We start from the raw sequence: 16,857 nt of genomic DNA on the forward strand, positions 1-16,857 counted from the left end.
TTCCAGGATTTCAGTCATGCCATCCCTCCGCCAAGGACCGCCTGTTGAAGACGAAGCGTCGGTCGAGATGGTACTTTACGACATAGCCGACCGCGAGGCCGAACAATGCCCCGGCTTCGCGCATGAACTCGGTGCGCCAGATCGCCCAGAAGGCCGTCTCCGTTCCCCAGAAGAGCGCGGTCGTGGCAACCCCCATCAGCGTATAGAGCGCGAACTTCTCCCCATGGGCTGCGATCCCGGTGGAGCGGTCGCCGAATATCCATCGCTTGTCGAGAAAGTATTTGAGTGCCAGCCCTGCCAATGTGCCCGTAAAGACCGCGGTGGCGAATGACGCGGGACGATCATCTATCGCCAGTACCATGCGCTGTACCGCGAGATTGGCGATCGTGGCCAATATCGCAAACATGGCGTAGCGGATGACGAGCGACCTCGGCGTCACATCCACACCCCTGCGCCGGCCAGGGCGAAAATAAGGGTGCCGCAGGCGATGGAGATCTTGTCCTTTGCGGCGAAAACAACCGGATCGTCATGCATCCAGCCACGATGCGTCATCATGACCATGCGGCTTATCCAGTAGAGCAGCAAGAGGCAGATCCCCCATAGGGGAGCAGTCTCGCGATAAAGCTGCTGCACGGTGGGAGAATTCAGGTAGAGCGCCATGACGAGGACTGAAATATATCCCGACGAAACCGCCATGGTTGCGATCAGGGGCAGGTCATCGACCTGATAGCCCCGGCCCTGTGCCCCTTTCCGATTGATCGCTGCGGCGGAAACGAGCTCGGCCTGCCGTTTCATCGCCGCCAGTGAGAAGAAAAAGAAGATCGAGAACGCCAGGAACCAGACGGACAAGGGGATTTGCGTCGCGACGCTGCCTGCGATCAATCGCAGCGTATAGAGCCCCGCGAGCGTGCAGATATCGACGACGAGTCGGCGCTTGAGGTTGAAGGAATACGCGGTCGTGACGACACAGTAAAAGGCGATCACCGCAACGAACAGGGGGCCGATAACCATCGCGAAAGCGAAACCGGCAAAGAGCAGGAGCGGCAGAAGGGCGGTTCCCCAGGAAAGCGGCAACTGCCCGCTCGCCAAGGGTCTCAGTCGTTTGCGGGGATGTGCGCGGTCCGAACCGAGATCGAGAAGATCGTTCAGCAGATAGACCGAGGACGCAATCAGGCTGAAAGAGACGAAGGCAAGCAGCGCCAGCAAAATCGTCGCAACATCAAACTGATGGGCGGCCATCATGGGCAGGAAGACCAGCATGTTCTTGAGCCATTGGTGCGGGCGCAGAGACCTGACCAGCGGACCCAGGCGGCTGCCCCGGGTCGTCAAATGTTCCGCATCGACGGCAAATTGGTCGACCTTTGTTTGCAGCGAAGTCGAAATGTCGACGGTCACGACGCGGGTTGCCGCCTTCCAGACGTCGAGGTCTGCGGATGCATCGCCGATATAGACGAACCCGTTGGGGAACCGTTCGGCGAGAAAGGCTGCTTTTCGCGCCCCTTTGAGATTGATCGTATTGTCTGACCCATGCACTTCGTCGAAGGGGCCAATATGGTCGACGACGGTCCGCACCAGATCCTCGTCGGTGGCCGAGACCAGGGCCGTCTTGCCGCCCTGACCACGCCACGCCTGCACGTAAGCCAGCACGTCCTCGTTGAAGGGTAGTTTTGCGGCGTCGACAGATGCGAGTTCAGCCAGGCGCCGCTTCAGCGCGGCCTTGCCATTCCTGCTCGCCAGCGCGATCGGAATGATATTCATGAAACGCCGGGAGAGCGCCGCCCAAAATGTTTCGTAGAGCATGTCCGTTCGGATGAGTGTGCCATCGAGGTCGACGACGAGCATCTCGTCGGTCGACTGGCGAGGCTGCAGGGCGCGGTACTGATCCATCTTTGTTCCCCCTGTCCTTTCGCCATCCTCCGTCGAGCGATGTTCCGGCGGCAATCTTACGCCGATGCCGAAAGGCTCACTGCGCATCAATGGCAATAGATCGTTGTCACCGGCATGGTCGCGGACTTGCAGCCCGCGGGGTCACTGCCTGGTGACGAGTTCGCATGTCAAATGGTCGCCAGAGAGGTATGCCTGGCTTGCCCGTTCGACCGCCGGCCTTTGCAACACGCGCCAACCGGTTCCCGGAAACAGCTCTCTGTCGCACGCACGGATCTGGTCATAGAAGGCGGACCGGTAACGAGGCTGCATCAATCGAGGATTATCGATCTGATAAAGGTTGAGGCGCGAGATCACCAAAGCGCCGCTCTTCGAGATGAACCCGGGGCCATGGGTCTGAAGCTCGACGATCTGGTCGGGCAGGCCGGCCTCGGCGGCCAGCCAGCGTCGGAACCCTTCACTTTCGATGGTCAGGACATTCCGGCGCAGCGACATATCCTGCCACAGGCCACCTGCCGCCAGGGCCGGCCGGAAGACCAGTTCTCCGCTTGGCGATCTGTCGAACAGGAAAATTGAAGCCACGTTCTGCATGATCGAGAGTGCCAGGATAATGCCCACGACGAGGTGGCTGTTGACCGCCGACATTAACCAGACAAGTCCGAGAACGAGGGGAATGAGGAGATATTCCAGCTCGTCCGGCAGAAGCGCAAACCGCACAGCAAAAAGGACTATCGCGAAAAGAAGGGCATGTCCGAAGACGTCGCGCACGATGTTCGTGCGACGCACGCCGATCGGCACCGCCGACGTCTTTCCATATAGATCCATCAAAAAGATCAGGACAGCAAAGATGCCGACAAGTTGCAGGGCATTGCCCACGCCCAGGACGGCCCGGACGAGACGGCGTCCCCAGGGTTCCGTCTGAAGAACATCGGCGGAGAGGAAGCTCAGGCCGCCATTCAGAACGGAATAGATGGAGATCGAAACGACGCCGATCAGGACAAGGAGCGCTAGCTGCATGACCAGGAGGCGCAGCGACCCCGTTCGCCACCCGTGATAAGCCAGGGCCGTCCCCATGGAAACAACGAGGATTGCGGCGTCGATACGGGTGAGCACGAGCGCCACGCCAATGACTGCGGTTGCGACAAGCGCGCTTCTGGAAGGATCCCGCGCCAGTCCCGCGTGAAGTGACAGGCAGCAAAAGGCGAGGGCAAGTGCGAGGCTTGCTTCGGTTTCCATCAGCGCGGAACTGTTGGTCAACATCAGGGGATGCAGGGCAACAGCAACGATAACCGCCGAAACCCCGATGGGCGTGGCGCCGATCATTCGGGCCAGAACAGCGGCAGCACCGACGGCAATCAGGGATCCCATCAGCGAAAGAAGGTTGACGGCGACGAGCCCCGCACCTGTCGCCAATGTCCCTGCAACGAGACCTTCGTAGAGCGGGTTCCCGAATGACCGGCTCGGGATGTATCTTCCAGCCAGGATGTTTTGTGCAGCCTCGACCAGCGATCGTGAATCGCTGTCAGCGGCTAGACCCAGAAATGCCCCATATATCCCGGCAGCGCATAATGCGCCCACGGCCACCGCTGCGGCGACCGACGACCCCACACCAACCCCGTCCTGGCTGCGCAGGCTGGAACCGGAAACGTACAAATGCACCCCCATCGTCATGCAGATCCCGCGCGGTGTGAAGGCGGAAATTCCTCCCGACACCGACTGCCGAGAAGGCTACAGTTGATCGACCAGGGCTGACAGCTACTCTTAGGACCAATCCCCCGGCCCGAATCTCAGTCCTTTTAGGGTGGGGGTCCTCCGAAGAGAGGAGATTAGGCGGCCGAGGTTTATCCTGCGAGCGTCTTGGGGTGGATGGGTGTTCACACGACGGACCTGGACGAGATCAGTAGACTGTTGTCGATGACGAGTGAGATCAAGACCATTAAAATGGCTGGACTGCCTTTATGTGAAGAAGCTGACGACGGGTGCCGCTGCCAAAGTCGAAGGGGGTTTGGAGAATAAGAACGGAAAATGGAAGCTCATAGGCAAAGCGAAGGCTGCCGTTGGGACGGGGAGAACTCTCGGTGGCAGTATCGAAGGCGGGAAGATCGGACGATGAAGAACACGTTCACTACAGGTTGCTTGGCGATCTTGTTTATGTATGGCGCTGGAGTGACGAAGGCAGCAGATATGTCTAGATGGATAGGTGAAGACGACGGCTTCAAGGCGACCGCTTTGTGCGAAGCGTCTGACTTTCAAATAGTATTACCCCCGTTCTCCACCGAAAACGTGATCTCCGATGGTGGCACATGCGGAAAAGTTTATATCTTCACGGACAGCGACCCGGACGAACGCATCGCTTTCGGAACAGGCCGATCCCATGCGGCGCGTTCGCTCACCGCGCGCAAAAGCTTGATCGATGTGGCCTGAGCTTCCTGTGGAATTTCAGAGAAACGGTCGCTGATCAGAAGGCTGCCCATGATCGTTCGCGCGAAATCGGCATTCATTCGCTCGCTGACGCCAAGCGCTACAGCAGCTTTGTCCTTGAATGGGGCCAATGCTTCAACCAAGTATTCGTCACCATATTCCCATGCAAAGCAGGCGATGTCGAACATGTCGCGTGGCTGGAGGGACGCTCCCCGATAAAAGATCTTCTTCGCAATGATCTCGGCAGGTGTTTCGAGGTCAACGGCTATTCCATGGACCTCGTTCTTGGTCACGGGCTCAGCAGTGAGGCGCGCATCAATTTCAACGATACTCGCCAAAACGATCTTAAGCACGCGCGTTCCGTCTGTCCTGTATTCATCCGGGTTTAGTTCGATTTGTATCCCTGCGTCTGGGGATTGAGATAGGGCAATACCTTTGGGTCATCGATGAAGAGATCGATGTCGAAGCTCTCCCGATGGTCAAACTGCAACATGAGAGCTGTATCGCCCCCAAACGACCAGTCAATTGACGATCGTGAATGAAGAATTGGCCTGATTTATGATTGACACGCCTGATCAAACAAGCTGTCCCAACGGCTCATCAGCGCATGCCTCAGGCAGCTAGAGCTAGCGGATATCCAGCTAGATTAGAAAATCCCTGAGCGACCTTGGATGCAACAAGATGATCGATATTCATCTCATACAGGAATTGGTTCTGAAGGTCGCAATCGACTTCGGAGTAGAACGCAAAGGCCGCCGCGTCGAAACCATCAACGCTGGCAAGATCGGAAATCTTCAGCGCAAGCTGCTCAGCCGAAAGGCTCGTCCCGTAAGGGGCGTTCACCGTCGACAGGATTGATAGCGAAATGTTAGACATGCTGATCACCAAAGGTTTCTTCGACTTATATAGGATATTGGGCTCTTTGTAGCAAGAAACGCAGGGAGCCCGGGCTCCCAAGGTTGTTACCAGTAGCTGCCAGTGGACAACATTGGCTTCAACAATATGGCCGGCGATAAAGAGTATTAACTCTCAGAAGACGAGCGCGAGCGGAGAGAGATAAGGGCCGTTATTTCGCCAGCAACTGACTTTTTTGCTGCATTCCAATCGACAGGGACGGGCCACCATTCAAGTGCGATAAGCGGCATAGGCGTGACTCGAACTCGCTAGGCTTGTAAAGCTCGAGATACCCACAGAGTGCATCTCATCGGAATGGGAGGCCGCGTCGGGGACGAACTTCCGACGTGTCGAATAATCCGTGAACTTGGCGAGCGCTCAACGCTTACGGCCCTTAGATGCTCCCTGTAGCTTCGCTTCACCACGCGCAACAGACAGCCGCTATAGGCTCAATTCGGCTTTTACTGGCACCCAGACGAGAACATTGAAACCTTCAGATACATCGAACGCCCCTTCAGTCAGCAGCGCATCACCGTGCACCTCGGCGAACCATTGCGCCACATCGGCATCATAAACGGCCCCGATCGTCGAGTAGATCCTGGCTCTTACGCTAGCGCGTATCTCCTCCGGCGACAGCGATGCGGTATTAATCTGCATCAGCTTGCGCTGTGCCGGCTGGCCGCCGTCGGAGACGGCGATCGAAAGGCGGTCCTTGCCGTAGCTCTTCACCCGGACCCGTAGCCGGGGAGGGCGGTACGCGTCGAAGCGAGCGTTGATCTCGGCAATCCGGGCGGCGACCTCCTCAGCGCTGATCTGCACCTGCGGGAGAACGTTAATGGCGGGCGTCAGTTGTTCAGCAAAGGTGGTGCTTGTGATGGCCTCTGCATGATGGGCATAGGCGAGATGTTTGACTGGTAATCCCCTCAGCCACCTTGCACGCTGGGCGATCGCCATCGATTTAGCCGCTTCCTCGCCATAACGACCGACGGCAAAGTTCTCCTTCTTCTGTCCATCCTTGGTTAGCAATGTTGCCTGCCAGACGTCGCCCTGATCAGTCTCCACCCGCCGCACGCCGGATATGCCGCTTTGATTGTTCCGGCGCAGCTTGACTGCCTGTTCCAGATTGGTGGGCGGGGGCAGGGCGGTGATGATCGCATCGCGATAAGCGCGCGCTTGGGTGTAAGCGGTCTCGGCGGAGCCGTAGATGCTGTCCTTGAACAGCCGCACAATCTTATGGCCGCGGCGGCGAAGCGCCACCGACCAGCCGGCGCCTCGGTTTTTGTTCGGCTCTTCCCGTGTCAGCGCGTAGGTGTCCGCATCGTCTTCCGGTCGCTGACCTGCTCTGCTCTTGTCGTTTGAGCCCAATCGATGACCCGTCCCGTCAGATATCCTGATCCTTGCTGCCCTCTGCATCCCGCTTGGCGTTCGGCGCAACAAGAAATAATGCCGGGTAATCAGATATCGTCCATGCTCGACCTACGCAAGGACAGCTCCATCGCCCTAATCCATATTGAGGCAGAATGCTAAATCTGGGCCGGGCAGCTATTCAGGGTTGACCTTCGAGATCCGGACATTATTTTCAACACCGCAAACATGACGTGCATTTTTCAAAGCATTGTCGGTGTCGGCAGGCCGTCAATACAATGCCTGTCGCCGGTGGTGCCTTTCTTGATTTTTTAGAAGACCATCGAGGCCCTCATGGACACTGGCATCTCCGGCGCGTCCGCCGATTTCATCCAGGCAGCGCGCATCCTGAAGATCGTTTCGCCGCTGGGCGAGGATCAACTGCTCGCCGAACGGGTGACCATCGAGGAAGGTGTCTCGTCGCTGTTCGAGATCCGTTTGTCCGCCCGCACCAAGAAGAGCCAGATCAAGCCGGAAGAGCTTATCGGCCGGCTAATCGACGTGTCGATCGAGGTGCAGCAGGGTGATGGCGAGGAGGGCTCGGCCATCCGCCGGCCGTTCAACGGCCTGGTCACCGAATTGAACGAAGGCCCGCCGATCACCCGCGGCCTGCGCTCCTATGCGATGGTGCTGCGCCCGCAGATGTGGCTTCTGTCGCGCCGCTCCGACTGCCGTATCTGGATGGACAAGACGTCTATCGAGATCTGCGAGACGCTGTTTTCCGAACACGGCATTCCGGCCCCGGACTTCTCGGGCGTCATTTCTGCGCCACCATCGCAGCATTACTCAGTTCAATGGAACGAGAGTGATTTGGCCTATCTGACAAGGCGTTTCGAGGAGGACGGGCTGTTCTACTGGTTCAGCCATGAGGACGGCAAGCACAAGCTGCATGTGGCCGATACGGCCAATGGCTGGCTCGGACCGTCGCCCTCGGCGCAAGGCGAGGGCAGGGTGCGCCTGGCGCAGGGCTCGTCCGACCGCAACCACATCAACGAATGGGCAAGGCGGTTCTCCTATGTGCCGGGCCAGCGGGCCGGCGCCGACTGGAATTTCGAAACACCACGCATGGTGCCGGGCACGATGACGCCGTCGCTCGTACAGATGCCGGAGGCGACGAAGCGCGAGCTTTACGAATACCCGGCCCGTATCTCCTCCGTCGCTGAAGCCGAGCGGGCGCAAAAACTGAGGTCGCAGGCGTCGGAGGCCGACCATGACCGGGTCTTCGGCGCTTCGACTAGCCGCATCCTCGAGGTCGGCCGCCGATTTAGCCCCTACGAGGTCGCCCATCCCGACCATGCCTATGACGAGCATGTGCTGATCAAAGCAGTCTATACGGTGGTCGACCGATCCTACGAGACCAATTCGAACGAGCCGGAATACAGGAACGAGTTCGAGGCGGTGCCGTCACGGGTGCCGATGACGCCGCATCGCGAGACGAAGCGGCCGCGCATCGAGGGCACGCAGGTGGCGATCGTCGCGGGACCGGAGGGCGAGGAGATCCATCCCGACCAGTACGGCCGCATCAAGGTCTGGTTCCCCTGGGACCGCAAGGCCAAGAAGGATGGGTCGGACACGTGCTGGGTGCGAGTCAGCCAGTCCTGGGGCGGCGGCACCTGGGGTGCTCAGGTCATTCCGCGTATCGGCATGGAGGTGATGGTCGCCTATGTCGATGGTGACCCGGACCGGCCTGTCGTCATTGGCGCAGTGACCAACCCGTCAAATTCCGTTCCCTATGACCTGCCGGCCAACAAGACTCGCATGGTGATGCGGTCGAACACCCACAAGGGCACGGGCTTCAACGAGATGACCTTCGAGGACGAAGCGGGCAAGGAGAATATGTTCTTCCATGCCCAGAAGGATCAGACGACACGCGTCCTCAACGACCGTACCAAGCGGATCGACCGGCACGAGGTTTCGGCAATCGGCGCGAACCGCACGGTCGAGGTGGGCGGCAACCAGAAACATGAGGTCGGCGGTTCCATGAATACCGTCGTCGGCGGCACCGGACCAGCGGCCCAGATGCTGATGACAGCGGTGCAGGGCATGGCGGGCCAGACGTCCGGCCTTCTTGGGCAGGTGGCTCAGATTGCCGGAGCAAGTGGGCCGGGAGTTTCCGCCTTTGCGGGTACGCTCGCGTCGTCCGCTCTCGGCTTCCTCGGAGACAGCGGGTTGGGAAGCCGTCAAGGCGTTGTCGCCGGATCGAGTCCACGCGCAGACGCCGGGACGGCCTTAGCAGGGTCAGGCTCGGGTGTGGGCGATGCTGCGGCCAGTCTCTTTCCTCTGCCCGGCATCATGAACACCATTGTCGGTTCGTTCAAATCCGACACGGTCGGCATTGCGCGCGTAGAGCAAATCGGCGTCTCCAAGGTCACGAACATCGGACAGACCGCGATCGAGAATGTCGGCAAGTTCAAGAAGGTGATCGTCGGCGAGGAATTCGTTATCGAATGTGGCGCCTCGAAGTTCATCATGCGCAAGGACGGCACGGTCATCATCCTCGGCACGCATTTCAACTTCACCGCATCCGGCCCGACCCAGATCAACGGCAGCGTCGTCGATCTCAACAAGCCGGGCGGAGGATTTGCCGAGGCATCGCCGACATCCTCGGATACAACGGCCAAGGGCTGAGGTACCTATGTCCGTCGACAACCACACTCCGTTCCCGGCACTGGCCTTTCGACAGTTTAATCTGAATGGAGACTTGCTCGGTGTCGTCGTTGCGCGCGGAACCTTCAAGCTCAGCAACGGCGGCCCTTTACAAGTGGATCCGGTTCAGCGCCCGCTTGTTATGTCTGATACATATGATGGCGATCCACATCAGACATCCCAGATGGCTTGCACGGATCTTGCTCCTTTCAAACCCAGTACAGACGTGACCTTCGTAGGTGCTTCCTTCGCTCCTGACGGCGTACCCGCGTCTTCCTGGACGTGTGGTTTGAAGGTCGGGTCAGTCGAAAAAAAACTACGTGTTCACGGACCACGCACGTGGCGCGCTAGAGTTCGCCCGACCTGGCGCGGGTTGATCGACAGAAAGAGAGAAAAAGTTCTCGAAGGTTGGGAACTGACTGAGGGAGAAGCGGTCAGCCATGTTCCAATCGATTGGCGCCTTTCCTTTGGTGGAAAGATCGAAGGCGGCGAGGTGTTCGAGCGAAACCCAATAGGCGTCGGCCTGGTCGACAATGTCAACTTTGCGGAACAGCCCATTTGGCCTGCGCCTCAAATTGAGGATGAGGGATGCCCCATTCTGAGCATTGATGACCGCCCGGCTCCAGCTGGCCTTGGACCAATTTCGCCGTTCTGGCAGGATCGCGTGGACCGCGCCGGAACTTACGACCAAGAGTGGCTCAACAACCGGCATCCACTATTGCCAAAGGATTTTGATTTTCGCTTCTGGCAAGTAGCTCATCCGGACTTGGTCGCAGAACGATATTTTACCGGTGACGAACCTTTCGCGCTTCGAAACCTATTGCCCGCGCATCCTCTCCTTGAAGGAAGTCTGCCGGATATCCAGCTGGGAGTGGAGATCGATCGAGGCACCGGACCTGCTAGGGGACTGATGAAGCTCGATGGAGTGCATTTCGATCTGCGGCCGGGCGTTGGGCGTGTTTTTCTTACATGGCGCTGCGGATTTCCTTGGCCGATCAGGGCCGGGTTGCCCAGCTTGCTGATATTCTCTGATCAGTCAAAGGTTGCCTGATGGCCCAGCAAGTTGGAGTCACAGCGAATCACGTGCGTGACGTCAGTCGAGCGGCGGTTGAAACCGGCGCGATTACTAGAAACGGGCTGGATCCGTCCCAGCCCGTGATGTGGAACACGGGCGGCGATTACTTCTACCAGTACGATAGCCCCACGAGCCTAAACCCGCCCAAGGAGTTTAACGACGAAGTACTCGCCGCTCGCGTTAAAGAGGATGAGGCAAAAAAAGAGGCGAGAGAAGTCGGACCACCACGCCCAACCAGCGCGACCCCTCCGCCGCCAGAATTCATTCCTGAAGACAGTGACGCGATCGCGATTTGTCTCTCGCCAGACGTGTGCAGGTCTCCTGAGAAACCGGTTCCTTACCAGACCTGGGGACGCGCCTCTGATAGCCGCAATTACTCGCCCAATGTTCGATCCAATGGGCGAGTGGTCAAACGACAGGATTCAGTTTTTTTCTGTTGCTACGGTGACGAGGCGGGAACTGGGCTTGGTGTCAAGTCAAACACTGTTGGTGACATCGTAGAGCCGGTTACATCGTCTGGGACCGTCCGCATCAACGGCGTCTGGGCACAAAGACACGATGATCGATGCACCCTGAATAGCGGCAACACGCTTGGTGAATACAGCAATAGTCAGTGCATCGACGCGCATGCGGCACCCGATGGCAACGATCAACAGGATAAAGCATGGTACGAGCGGACGCTGGACACCGTTCGTGATGAAGGGGCGCACTTCTGGGAAGGAATGACGTCTACGTCCGACACCGCAGCGGCAGGCGAGGGTATTTTCAACAAAGTCGGAGAGTACTGGAATGACCCTGCCCAGATGGGGCGCGACGCCCAATCTGTGTACGAGAATCTACCGACCGGCAGCGAAATATGGGAGGGCACAAAAAATGTGGCATACGGTGCTGCGCATGTTGCAGGTGATGTGTGGAACGATCCCGTTGGAAGCGTGAATTCAGCTGGAAGTTGGGTAAAAGACACAGCAGTCGATGCATGGCAAGGCGTCGAAAAAGGCTATGCGGAGCACGGAGTATCGGGAGCTGTCGGTGCGGCCGCTGGGCTCGGTCTAGAAATCGTCAACCCACTTAAGAAGCTTCGTATGCTTGAACGAGCTGCCGAAGCTGCTGAGAAGATCGGGGACTTCGAAAAGGCGGAGCAGTTAAGGAAAGAGGCTGAACGTTTAAGGCAGGCCGAAAAAGATGGGAAAGACGGGACCCGAAGCTCAAAGGCGAAAGGCAAAACGCCCAAAATTCGTCGCGACCGACTTGGACGTATCGTTGAGTGGAAAGACAGAGTTGGGCCGGATGACATCGGAACAGGAACACCCACGAACCAAGCTGCTCGAGACCATGCCCGCGCTCTTGGCAAGGAAACGGATGATGCCGGACATGCCCGGGGATCTAATCTTGGCGGAAGCGGCACCGATTTGGACAACATCTTTCCACAGGCACCATCGGTTAACCGCGGAAAGTTTCGTGTCTTCGAACAAAACGTTGCAGACCGTATAGCCTCCACAGGCCAGAGCGCAGACATAACTTTGACGCCCACATACGCAGGCTCATCGACAAGGCCCTCGTCGATGAACTATAATGTGCGCTTTGACGATGGCACTTCAATTTCCAAAGATTTTCCTAATCCTTAGGTCAACAAATGTATCTGACAAATCAGACAGACACGCCAATCATTGGTTTCTCAGGTTGTCCCGTGGAACTCCTCAACCAGTTGCCCGGAAGTTCTTCCGAGGAAAGCAAATTTCTCGGGATGTTCACTGTGGATCTGGGAGATGTCCCAGGGCATGAGAATTTGGCTCTGGCGTTCTTCCTGGACATAAATTTCGCGGATGAGGATTACATCATCCCCCCTAAGTCAACCATCGATCAGTTCCCGGACCGGCTCACTGAGGGAGATATACTCTCACAGCAGGTGGGTTACTGGTGTACCATTTACTCCAAGGACCTAATCAATTCCGAAGTCGAGAGCCTGATCACAAGGAAGTATATTTCTGAAGACGTCAATGAAAGTGGCGCAATTCAGTTTGGTCGAATGGATAGAAATCCTCACTGGAAAGGCAATGATGAGACACCGCCTGAGGGGCCGCAGGGCTCCCCAGATTTCTTGTTTCAGGTCTCAGAGAACCTCATTCTTCCGGCAGATGATGCCGCCCCAAGGCAGAAGATCGTTGATTATTTTTCCGCAGATCAAGTGAGCTACAGAAAAGATCACAGCTACCAGATATTCGCGGGAAACGAGATATATTTTTTCTCGTACCAAGTCGGTGAGAAGAAGGTGCCCTTCATCGTCGTTCAATCTTGAACCAGAAATCTTGTCGGTTGATATCCGTTGGACCCGACCCGCTAGGAATGTTGTTGATGCTTTTCGTTAGCGCGAGTGATCTTGGGCCCAAAAGCTCAGGCTATAGCGGGTCGGAAAACTATCTCACGCTAGCAGACGGCGGAAGATCAACATTGCGTCCGCAGCGCTGCGCGCCTGACGTAGCTACGAGTAGTGATATGGATACTGCAGCACTTGTAGTACAAACCGAGGGAACGGTCGCAATTGGCGCAACTGCGCCGTGACAGCCGTCGGCCGTAACATAACATTATGTCATGACAGTCTTCGCCTCACGCTGAAGCGTTCTATCCAGCTATCCAGTGCCCTTCTCACAAGTTGCTTCGATCACGTCAAAGACGACGCCCTCAGCGAGGATCGTGTTTTCAATCATTCGTCGATGTGGAAGGGAAGGGCGTGGTGCATACGACCCCGACACTCATCGCCGAGATGTAGTATCGCGCGTGGACGCTCGATCAGAAGCGACGCTACCCGTCCTACAAGGGCTTTCGCGATCGGCAGGACAATGCCGATGTTTATCGCATCGCTGAAAACTGAACTTCGCCCAACTACCCTTGTGGTCGATTGGACCTCTGCCTCCCACGCAGCGCAGTCAAGACGTCTGTAGTCGTAGACAGAGGTGCTTTCGTACCCAACGAACAGTCAGCAGGCTGCAGAAAGGTAGCAGGTCAGACGGCGCATCCACCTGAGTTTGTCCTCGGTCGCCCTCCCATATCGATATCACTCTGCCGTGTAAGTTGGCGGTCCTTGCGGCTTCCTCTACGCCGAAGATGCGCAGCCTTCGATTGGTTGCTGCGATGCGCCGAAATTCAGCTGGAAAAAGGGCTACGATCAAGTCTTCAGAGCCTCTTCGCACGAGAGCAATATCCACTTTCTGCAAAAGAGTTCTCCGTTTGAGAGCCATATGGCTGAATGAACCCAAACAAATTAGATCCAGAGACGTTCCGTCGTTCAAATCTACCGATAAAAAAATCAGAGCGAAAAGGCGTTTCGCTTGATTGACGGAGAAGAACAAATAGGGAACTATCGGATATGAGCAGACGAAAAGGCGAACTCACCGCTAGTGAGATTGATCGAGGTTGGCCACACCAGATTGCCCAGCGGGAAGCCATGTCACTGGGGCAGCTTGGTTTCGAGCAGGCTGAGTTCTGTAAGAAGAACCGCCTTCTGCGGTGCGAACGAGGCCATACCGTATTCTATGAGGACGAGCACTATAACGTCCACTGCTTCGCCACCAAACCCGCCGCAGAGGCTTTCCTAGAGAGGTTCGGCGGGGAATGGTTCGATCCTCGCAAACGCGGGAAAGGTGTGAATTGGAACAAGTGGTACAAGGGGAGCGAGGGTCGGCGGGCCTGAACCACAATCACTGCAGAATGTCCGCGATCTCTGCCGCAGCAAGCCGCGCCTCACCATGGCGGGGCAGACCCCGATAGAGGCGCGGCAGATGCTCCGAGCGATACCATGGAGGATGGCGCAGTTTTCCTCAAAGCCTAGCATCCCTGCTTTCTGTGACCGTCGTGTTCGCGGTAGTGGTTGACGTGAATGCTGGCTCCAGGCAGAGCGGTGCGGCTCTCGTCATTCATAGAAGACTTCCCTGCTGCTCCTCGACAGGCAAGAGAATGAGCCCGTTGTCGGGCAGTTTTATCGCTTCCTCCCAAGACGCGTTCATCCAGACCTCGATGTCCTCCTCAGTCGTGAGGATAACTGGCATTGCTTTCGGATGGATCGGCTGCACCACGGCATTAGGATCGCATGTCAGGAAGCCGAATAGCTCGTGCAAACCCTCGCGGGGTGTTTTCATCGATCCTCGCGTTCCGTTCCACTCCGTCCAGATGCCAGCGAAGAAGGCGAGCGGCCGATCCTCGTTGATGGCAAACCATCTGTCAGTACCGGAGCAATACTCCCCAATAGTGCCGTTTGAATGTTCCCCAGGTGCTGCGGCCGCTGGTCTTCCGGGGCGCGCCCCGGAAGACCAGCGGCGCGACATCGCCGATACTCCTTCCGATGGTCGGAAGGGGGATGTCGGTGATCAATCTGAGGGAGACGATTATGATCCTGGACCTGCATCAGCAGGGCCTGACGGTGTCGGCCATTTCCAGAGAAACGGGTATCGATCGCAAGACGGTGCGCAAATACATTGAACGAGGCCTCGAGGCTCCGGCTTATGGACCGAGAAAGCCTCGCGCGACGGTCATCGACCCGTTCGCTTCATACCTGCGGGAGCGGGTGAAGACATATCCCGGCCTCACAGGCAGTCGGTTGCTTCGAGAACTCCGGGATCGTGGGTATACCGGCGGTTATAGCGCCGTCACGGATTTTCTCCGCGATGTGCGGCCTCCGGCCAACCGCGGTTTCGAAGTCCGTTTCGAGACGCCGCCTGGCGAACAGGCCCAAGTCGATTTCGCCCAGTTCCATGTCGTTTTCACCGATGAGCCAACGACACCAAGGATCGTCTGGCTGTTCTCGATGGTACTGGGGCACAGCCGCCTCATCTGGGCTCGCTTCGTCATGCATCAGAACCTGCCGACCGTCCTACGTTGCCACATCGCCGCGTTCGAGGCGATTGGCGGGGCACCACGGGAGGTGCTGTACGACCGGATGAAGACAGCCGTCATCGGCGAAGGTCAAACGGAGGGCATTATCTACAATCGTGCTCTCATCGATCTGGCCCGCCATTACGGATTTCATCCCAAGGCATGCAAGGCCTACCGAGCCAAGACAAAGGGCAAGGTCGAGCGACCGTTTCGGTATATCCGCGAAGACTTCTTCCTGGCCCGTTCGTTCCGCAATCTCGACGACATGAACGCCCAGCTCCGCCACTGGCTCGACACCGTCGCCAATCCAAGGAAGCACGCGACGACCGTCAACGAGGTCTTCGCCGAGGAGCGGCGGTATCTGCGGCCGTTGCCCTTGGCACCCTTGAAATCCGTTCTCAAGCTGGAGCGCCGCGTGTCGAGGGAAGGCATGGTCAGCGTCGGCGGCAATACTTACAGCGTTCCAGATGCGACCCGCAGTCGAACGGTGGAGGTCCATTCGCTTGCCGACGAGGTCCGCATTTTCGAGAACGGCACTTTGATCGCAGCTCATCCTGTCCTCGAGGGCCGTAAACAACGACGGGTTCATCCTGACCACCGACGAGCACTCACGCCGCAACACTGGCCACAAACACGAGGCGAAGCCGTTGTCGTCAAACCCGCCGGCGACACTGTGCTCCAGCGGCCCCTCGCTTTCTATGATGCCATTGGCAAGGTGCTCGCACAGGAGAACCGCCCATGAGTACAACACTCGATGCCATACCATCCATGATCGACCGTATTCGCCATGATCTGGTCGGCCTGAAGATGCCGCGCGCACTGGAGGCGCTTGACCATGTTGTGCGACGCCTCGAACAGGGCGAGCTGTCTGCCCTCGAAGCGATTGATATCCTTCTTTCCGAGGAGCTGACCCTGCGCGAGAACAGCCGCATCAAGACGGCGCTGCGAATGGGCAGGCTTGCGACGATCAAGACACTCACCGGATTTGACTTCACCTTCCAGCCTTCGCTCGATCGCGATCGCATCTTCACCCTGGCTCAGCTCGGCTTCGTCGATCGTCACGAGGCCGTGCATTTCCTCGGCCCACCTGGAACTGGCAAGAGCCACCTCGCCACGGCGCTCGGCGTCGAAGCGGTAAAGGCCGGAAAAAGCGTCTACTTCACGACGCTCGCCGACCTCATCGGTTCGTTGGCCCGGTCAGAACGGGAAGGTCGACTCCAGGAACGCATTCGCTTCTTCTGCAGGCCGAGCCTCCTCATAGTCGACGAGATCGGATATTTGCCAGTCGTCCAGGGTGGCGGCAATCTATTCTTCCAACTCGTGAATGCTCGATACGAGCGCGGCGCGATGATACTCACATCAAACCGTGGCTTTGCCGAGTGGGGCGACGTGTTCGGCGATCCCGTCGTCGCCACCGCGCTGCTCGACAGACTGCTTCATCATGCCGTCGTGGTACAGATCGAAGGATCCAGCTATCGATTGCGGCAGCATGCCGAGCTGATGCCCGAGCATGTCCGCTCAAAAGCCCTCATCGCACCCCCGGCGTTTGCACCGCCGCAAAAGCCGCGCGGCCGCCCACCGAAAAATCCTCAATTCGCCTTGGCGTCCACGTCGGCATAAGTGGGGAATTTTACTTCGGCACCTCCTATTGGGGAAAATTCACGCGG

12 protein-coding genes and 2 pseudogenes are annotated in these 16,857 nt (G+C 57.7%); 7 read left to right on the forward strand and 7 right to left on the reverse strand.

Going from position 1 to position 16,857, the window contains the following annotated elements; all coding sequences use genetic code 11:
- Positions 1-10: 10 nt before the first annotated feature.
- The 6 genes from BM216_RS20380 to BM216_RS20405 form a co-directional block, all read right to left on the reverse strand.
- A complete protein-coding gene (locus BM216_RS20380) occupies positions 11-439 on the reverse strand; it encodes a GtrA family protein (protein ID WP_093001230.1) in 429 nt (142 codons plus the stop codon).
- Entirely contained in the window at positions 436-1,887 is a 1,452-nt protein-coding gene (locus tag BM216_RS20385) for a UbiA family prenyltransferase (protein WP_093001053.1), read from the reverse strand. Before BM216_RS20385 ends, BM216_RS20380 begins: the two co-directional genes overlap by 4 nt.
- A 141-nt stretch (positions 1,888-2,028) precedes the next feature.
- The gene (locus BM216_RS20390) at positions 2,029-3,549 is read right to left on the reverse strand and encodes a glycosyltransferase family 39 protein (protein ID WP_143102809.1); all 1,521 of its coding nucleotides are present in this window, start codon (positions 3,547-3,549) and stop codon (positions 2,029-2,031) included.
- 650 nt (positions 3,550-4,199) lie between these two features.
- Positions 4,200-4,658: a hypothetical protein gene (locus tag BM216_RS20395; RefSeq protein WP_244530248.1), complete on the reverse strand. Its 459-nt coding sequence runs from the start codon at positions 4,656-4,658 to the stop codon at positions 4,200-4,202.
- 259 nt (positions 4,659-4,917) lie between these two features.
- Positions 4,918-5,181 (reverse strand): hypothetical protein, encoded by a 264-nt coding sequence (locus BM216_RS20400; RefSeq protein ID WP_093001231.1) that lies wholly within the window; start codon positions 5,179-5,181, stop codon positions 4,918-4,920.
- 459 nt (positions 5,182-5,640) lie between these two features.
- Positions 5,641-6,564 carry a hypothetical protein gene (locus BM216_RS20405; protein WP_093001055.1) on the reverse strand — a complete coding sequence of 308 codons (924 nt, stop codon included), beginning with the start codon at positions 6,562-6,564 and terminating at the stop codon, positions 5,641-5,643.
- A 333-nt stretch (positions 6,565-6,897) separates the two neighbouring features.
- On the opposite strand from BM216_RS20405, the gene tssI reads away from it, so the two are divergent.
- From tssI to BM216_RS34660, 5 genes and pseudogenes are all read left to right on the forward strand, one after another.
- On the forward strand, positions 6,898-9,231 hold the full coding sequence (tssI, locus tag BM216_RS20410) for a type VI secretion system tip protein TssI/VgrG (RefSeq protein ID WP_093001056.1): 2,334 nt from the start codon (positions 6,898-6,900) through the stop codon (positions 9,229-9,231).
- A gap of 7 nt (positions 9,232-9,238) precedes the next feature.
- Positions 9,239-10,300 carry a DUF2169 family type VI secretion system accessory protein gene (locus tag BM216_RS20415; RefSeq protein ID WP_093001057.1) on the forward strand — a complete coding sequence of 354 codons (1,062 nt, stop codon included), beginning with the start codon at positions 9,239-9,241 and terminating at the stop codon, positions 10,298-10,300.
- On the forward strand, positions 10,300-11,949 hold the full coding sequence (locus tag BM216_RS20420) for a PAAR-like domain-containing protein (protein WP_093001058.1): 1,650 nt from the start codon (positions 10,300-10,302) through the stop codon (positions 11,947-11,949). The genes BM216_RS20415 and BM216_RS20420 overlap by 1 nt, the downstream gene beginning before the upstream one ends.
- Before the next feature lie 8 nt (positions 11,950-11,957).
- Positions 11,958-12,620, forward strand: a complete 663-nt coding sequence (locus BM216_RS20425; RefSeq protein ID WP_143102810.1) for a hypothetical protein — start codon at positions 11,958-11,960, stop codon at positions 12,618-12,620.
- Between the two features lie 447 nt (positions 12,621-13,067).
- Positions 13,068-13,193 (forward strand): annotated as a pseudogene (locus BM216_RS34660) (ATP-dependent DNA ligase); the annotation flags it as partial.
- Positions 13,194-14,235: 1,042 nt separating this feature from the next.
- Here the strand turns inward: BM216_RS34660 and BM216_RS20435 are convergent.
- Positions 14,236-14,544: pseudogene (locus BM216_RS20435) on the reverse strand (SOS response-associated peptidase family protein); the annotation flags it as partial.
- Positions 14,545-14,681: 137 nt separating this feature from the next.
- Between BM216_RS20435 and istA the strand changes: the two are divergent.
- Both istA and istB read left to right on the forward strand, forming a co-directional pair.
- Positions 14,682-15,932, forward strand: coding sequence for an IS21 family transposase (gene istA, locus BM216_RS20440; protein ID WP_093001232.1), 1,251 nt, complete (start codon positions 14,682-14,684; stop codon positions 15,930-15,932).
- On the forward strand, positions 15,929-16,810 hold the full coding sequence (gene istB, locus BM216_RS20445) for an IS21-like element ISRel3 family helper ATPase IstB (protein ID WP_093001062.1): 882 nt from the start codon (positions 15,929-15,931) through the stop codon (positions 16,808-16,810). Before istA ends, istB begins: the two co-directional genes overlap by 4 nt.
- The last annotated feature ends 47 nt before the right edge of the window (positions 16,811-16,857 follow it).

The organism is Rhizobium sp. NFR07 (assembly GCF_900111905.1).
In the GTDB taxonomy this organism is placed as follows: Bacteria; Pseudomonadota; Alphaproteobacteria; order Rhizobiales; family Rhizobiaceae; genus Neorhizobium.